The 5,040-nt window shown below is 62.2% G+C and carries 4 protein-coding genes and 2 pseudogenes; 2 read left to right on the top strand and 4 right to left on the bottom strand.

What is annotated here, in order from left to right; genetic code table 11:
- Positions 1 to 279, top strand: a pseudogene (locus EN914_RS23855) (glycosyl transferase family 2); the annotation flags it as partial.
- A 30-nt stretch (positions 280 to 309) separates the two neighbouring features.
- Here EN914_RS23855 and EN914_RS23850 read toward each other — a convergent pair.
- Complete coding sequence (locus EN914_RS23850) at positions 310 to 660, bottom strand: DUF1330 domain-containing protein (RefSeq protein ID WP_024503750.1); 351 nt, start codon at positions 658 to 660, stop codon at positions 310 to 312.
- A 369-nt stretch (positions 661 to 1,029) separates the two neighbouring features.
- Here EN914_RS23850 and EN914_RS23845 point away from each other — a divergent pair, with 369 nt between their 5' ends.
- A complete protein-coding gene (locus tag EN914_RS23845) occupies positions 1,030 to 1,962 on the top strand; it encodes a glycosyltransferase family 2 protein (protein ID WP_024503749.1) in 933 nt (310 codons plus the stop codon).
- A 71-nt stretch (positions 1,963 to 2,033) separates the two neighbouring features.
- Here EN914_RS23845 and EN914_RS23840 read toward each other — a convergent pair whose 3' ends face one another.
- The 3 genes and pseudogenes from EN914_RS23840 to EN914_RS39320 form a co-directional block, all read right to left on the bottom strand.
- Entirely contained in the window at positions 2,034 to 2,837 is an 804-nt protein-coding gene (locus tag EN914_RS23840; RefSeq protein WP_024503748.1) for a DUF1194 domain-containing protein, read from the bottom strand.
- Between the two features lie 83 nt (positions 2,838 to 2,920).
- Complete coding sequence (locus tag EN914_RS23835; RefSeq protein WP_024503747.1) at positions 2,921 to 4,747, bottom strand: ABC transporter ATP-binding protein/permease; 1,827 nt, start codon at positions 4,745 to 4,747, stop codon at positions 2,921 to 2,923.
- Between the two features lie 132 nt (positions 4,748 to 4,879).
- Positions 4,880 to 5,040 (bottom strand): annotated as a pseudogene (locus EN914_RS39320) (SAM-dependent methyltransferase); the annotation flags it as partial.

The following is a 5,040-nucleotide window of genomic DNA, read 5'->3' as shown; positions in this document are numbered from 1 at the left end:
GGTCGCGACGCCGACCGGAAGTTCGTTGCGCTCAATTCGCCGAGCCGCACGCGACGGATAGTCAAGTCCTTCAGCCGGTGGCTCACCATGTCATGGCGCACGACACGACGGATCGTAGGCCATGCCCGGGAAACCGGGATGCCGCTTTGGCAGGTTCCCTTTTCTTTGATTGTCGGTCAGGCTTTTTATGGTTTGGCGTTTTGGGGCCAGTTCAGTTTCGCAACTGGCATGGTTCGCGACAAAATCGAAACGGTGCCAGACTATGTTGGGCATAGCTAGACGCTGTACCGCCATTCCTTGAACCGCAGTTCAGCGTCCAATTGATCCTTGATCCGGCGATTGCTCCAGAATATCCGTGGCCTTGTGCGGATGTTCGACGCCGTCGACGAACACCACATCGGCCTCCGAATTGTCCGTGCGCAGCGCCAGTATCGCTTGGTAGGCCGGCGAATTGTACCAGCCATGCACATGCTGCCTGTCGGGAAATTCTATGATGATCAGATGGCCAGGCCAGTCCTTCTCGATCGCCTCCACATCGCCGCCATGGACCAGAAAACGGCCGCCGAAAGGTTCCAGCGTGGCATCTATCCTATGCAGATATTCGACGATCTGCGGACCCATTGTGGCTTGGCGCATATGGGCGACGGCGTAAGCGGCCATGACTGAACTCCCTTGTCATCGAAGCCGAGTTGCCGGCCTCTGCATGGGCAATCTGACCAAAGGCCGAGCGCTAAGCGATTACGTCTGAGGTAATGAGATGTATGCTATCTGTCATGATGGGTTGCTTCCATGGTGATTCGTAATGCTATGTGCGGCGGTGCTGTTGCAATTGGAACGCTAAGAGCGGGGATTCGTTGTCTCGCCTGGATTGAGTACCGGCACGGTGGGTGACAGGGGCAGTCGTTTTTTATAGCGTCGCGCCGACTGTGATGTGGTGTAGAGAAAGGGAAGTCCAATCCATTCGACCGTTCTGAAAATCGAAAAGTCCTGGACAGACGCGCAACCCTGCGCAGGAAACAGCTGACAGACATGGCCGGGATCGATCCAGTACCTCTCATCACGGTCATTACGCCGACCCACAACCGACGCGAAACAGTGTTGCGCGCCGTGGAAAGCGTATTCTCCCAGAGCATGTCGAGGTTTGAGCACATTGTCGTCGACGATGGTTCGACCGATGGGACCGAAGCGGCGCTGGCCCGCATCCAGGACCCGCGGCTAATCTATGTCGGGGCGAAATGGCGAGGCGCCAACGCCGCCAGGAATGCCGGCATCGAGCGGGCGCGGGCGCCGTTGGTGACGTTCCTCGATTCCGACGACATCTACATGCCGCACCGGCTTGAACGAACCCTGACCTGGTTCGATGAAAATCCTGCACTGCAAGTGCTGATCAGTTCGTTCGTGTCCCTGAAGGGCAATCGCATCACAAACTGCGCCAACCCCGAGGCATTCGTGAGCCCCGCAATGCTTGAGCGGACGCTGGTTGGGCAGACCATCTTCATCGCCGGCTCCGCGATCACTGCTCGCCGTGAAGCCTTGCTGGCCATCGGCGGCTACGACAGCGACATCACCCGCATGCAGGATCGCGAATTGCTGCTGCGCCTTGCCCGGCGCTTCGGTGCGCAACTGTCCGAGGACCTCGACTGGACGAAATACAATTCGGAGAACTCGATTTCCGGCCGCCGTGACGGCTATGTCGAGGCCTATGCGAACCTGATGGGCAAACATCCTCATATTGCCCACGCCTACCCGCACATTCCGCCTTACATGATCTCGCGGCAGCTCATCGCCGATATCCTGCGAGGCAGGATACCGGAGGCATTCCAGGGCTATATGGCCAACCGTTCGTCGAAAGCGCTTGGCTACTCGCTGCCGGAATTGATGCAAGGCTATGTCCATGGCCGACGCTGGCGCCGCGATCTCTCCAACGAGTTTCGCAACCAATGTGGCGCCCGGCTCGCCTGAACCCAGAGCAACTCCAGGAAAATCGTGGAACGGTTTTCCCTCCGGATTGCGTGAACCGCACTATCGAGAGCTCAGCGGTCAAGTTCGGGAAAATACGGATCCGATAAAAACCGCCTGTCCCGTTCGCCCTGCAGGCAGTCTATCGGCTTGGCCGCGTCGACGGGGGTGATTCTCGCCTTGTCCCGAATGCCGCTCACTTCGAGGATCAGCTTGCGCCGGATGGCTGTCGAAAACTCCGCGGCGGCATAGATGGGCAGCACGAAGGAACCGGGCCCGCCGGTCACGCACTGCGCGTAATACTGGTCGAGATGGCTGAAGGTGGGCGACGGGCTGATCAGGATCGGCAGGCCGTTGACGACGATGCCTTTGGCAGTCGCCGCATCACGCGTCGCGGTGACTGGCGGCCCGATATTGTTCGGTCCGTCGCCCGAAATGTCGATGACGCTACGTTCGCCCTGGAAAGACGTGCGGTCGAAAAGCTCGGCACCGAAGGCCAGCGCGCCGGAAATCGAAGTGCCGCGAAAGCTGCGGAACGGGCGCGCCGCGACCTCGTCGGCAAAGCTGTTGGCGCTCTCGGCACTATCGATGATCTGCCAGCCGATGACCGCGTCGTCGCGCACCGTGCCGGCCCACTCGAAATAGGTCAGCGCTATGCGGCCCGTGGCGCCGGCCCGGACAGCCTTGATGAAGTCGGGATGCCGCAGCGCCTCGACATAACCGGCGCGCTGCAGCGCGAACTCCTTCTCGTCCATCGACAGCGAGATGTCGACTGCCAGCACCAGCTCGACGTCGATGGCGAGCGCATCCCGCGGCGAGGCGGCGGGAGCAGCCTGGGCGCAGGCAAGACAGGCAAGCAGGCGCAGAGCATCAAGCATGGCCGTCACGAGGTTGTTCTCCCGAAGAGCTTCCCTCGCGATCACGGCAAAATAAAGCTTTGCTTCCCCGTCCGGATATCAGCTCATTTCTTGCGGCGGGCGGCGACTGGCGGCGGTTCGATCGCGCCGGCTCTGACGCGGGCGGGCTTCAGCGCTGGCGCACCGGAATCCTTGACGATCGTCAACGCGCGCGGGAAGAAGTGGTTGTTGTGCTGGCCGCGCCCGATGTTGAGGATCGCTGTCGCCGGCAAACGCTTCTCGAGCATCGACAGCACGCGTCTTAGCGATGGGCCGTCGAATGCATCCAGCGCCTCGTCGATGATCACCCATTTCGGCTGCCGCAACGCGAGCCTGGCGAAGGCCAGCGAGCGCTGTTCGTCATCGCCCAACTCATGGTCCCAACGCCCGGCGCGGTCGAGCGATGAGGATAGCCGTCCCAGACCGACCTCGGCCAGCACCGCCGAAATGTCGGCATCGTCCGCCGGCGCGGGGCCGTTCGGGTGATCGAGGACTTCGCGCAATGTGCCGACTGGAAAATAAGGCACGCGCGGCACGAATATGGGGGTTTCTCCCGCCGGCAGGCCGATCCGGCCGCTTCCCCATGGCCACAGGCCGGCAATGGCACGAAAGAACAGCGTCTTGCCCGCACCGGGATCGCCGGTGATCATGACGCGCTCGCCGGGGCGGATTTCGACATGCGGGTCGGCGAGCCTGGTGCAGCCCTCCGGCGAGGCCACTTCGAGCTTCTCGAAAGTCAGGCTGCCACTGACGTTTTGGCCGAAGGCGATGCGCTTTTCGGTGTCGTGCAACGCATCGGTTTCATCGAGCGCGATGCGGAAATCGGCCACGCGCATCAGCGTGGCGCGCCAATCGGCAATGCTGCCGATGTTGTTGATGAACCAGCGCAAGGAGGAGTGGACCTGGTTGAATGCGCCGACCGCCATCATCAGCCCGCCAAAGCTGATATCACCTGAGAAATAGACAGGCGAAGCAACCAGTATGGGCGCCACGACGGTGATCCAGCCATAGGTGTCGGTCACCCAGGACAGGTTGATCTGGGCGGTGTAGATGCGCCGCATGGCGCCCAGCACCGTGCCGAGATCGAGTTCGAGCCGCCGCCTGGCGTCGGCCTCGCCATGATACAACGCGATGGCATCGACATTCTCGTTGACGCGCACCATCGAGGAGCGCAGCTCGGCTTCGCGTGTATAGCGGTCGCTGTTCAGGCGGATGAGCGGCCGCCCGACCAGCCAACTCAGCCAGGAGGCGATGCCGGCGTAAAGGATGGCGGCCCAGACCATGTAGCCCGGTATGGCCAGCGAGGTCCCGCCGATGTGGAACACGAAGCCCGAGGACAGCTCCCACAGCACGCCGACGAAGGACACGAGCAGGATGCACGACTGCAGCAGGCCGACGCCGAGATCGGTTGACAGATCGGACAGATGCGCGGCGTCCTGCTGCATGCGCTGGTCGGGATTGACGCCGATGGCGCCGGCATTGGCCAGACGGAAGGCGCGCGCCGGCCGCATCCATTGATCGATCAGATCCAGCGTCAGCGCCTCGCGCAGCTTGAGCCTGATCATCTGGTTGAGCCAGGTCTGGCCGATATTGAGCACCAGAAGTCCCCCGGCTATGGCCGCGAAGACGAGGAGCTGGTGCAAAAAGGCCGCCATGTCGCGGCGGGCAAGCGCATCGTAGAAAGGCTGGTTCCAGCGGTTGAGCAGAACCTGGCCGATCGACGTTGCGATGATCACGGCCATGATGCCGACCGATGTCCACAGCAACCATCTGCGAACCGGCGATCCCGCAAGCGCCCGCCGGATCGTCATCACCTGATCGTGCAGGCTGCTGGCCTCGACCGCCACGGCAACCGGCTGGACGGCGGCGGCATTGTCCGGTTGATCAGCCATGGCCGAGGTCCTTGCGTCAGTGCTGCAACCGGATGGAGAAACTTGACAGGCGTTCGTATGGGCTGCCGGATGGGCTGTCGGTCTGCTTGCGACAGATAGGCAGGGAAACGACGTCAGGCACGCTTGCCGCGATCACGAAGCCGTCACCCGCGCAGCCAAGGGCTTGGCATCCGCTTTGTGACGGCCAAGCCGGGTGGCGCCATGCGGCGACAGCACCGGCACGAAGACGCGGCGCGATGCGCGCTGCGCCACCGGCACGCCTTGATAGAGCCGCTTCTGCGCCTCGACCACGA

It is taken from the genome of Mesorhizobium sp. M7A.F.Ca.CA.001.08.2.1, from assembly GCF_003998455.1.
GTDB classification, from domain to species: Bacteria; Pseudomonadota; Alphaproteobacteria; order Rhizobiales; family Rhizobiaceae; genus Mesorhizobium; species Mesorhizobium ciceri.
Note: the sequence above shows the minus strand (reverse complement) of the source record. Positions and strands in the feature narration are given on the sequence as shown.

Bases quoted from the DNA above. Each gene is read 5' to 3' on its own strand.
- EN914_RS23845 (WP_024503749.1), top strand. From the start codon at position 1,030: ATGGCCGGGATCGATCCAGTACCTCTCATCACGGTCATTACGCCGACC.
- EN914_RS23840 (WP_024503748.1), bottom strand. From the start codon at position 2,837: ATGCTTGATGCTCTGCGCCTGCTTGCCTGTCTTGCCTGCGCCCAGGCT.
- EN914_RS23850 (WP_024503750.1), bottom strand. From the start codon at position 660: ATGGCCGCTTACGCCGTCGCCCATATGCGCCAAGCCACAATGGGTCCG.
- EN914_RS23835 (WP_024503747.1), bottom strand. From the start codon at position 4,747: ATGGCTGATCAACCGGACAATGCCGCCGCCGTCCAGCCGGTTGCCGTG.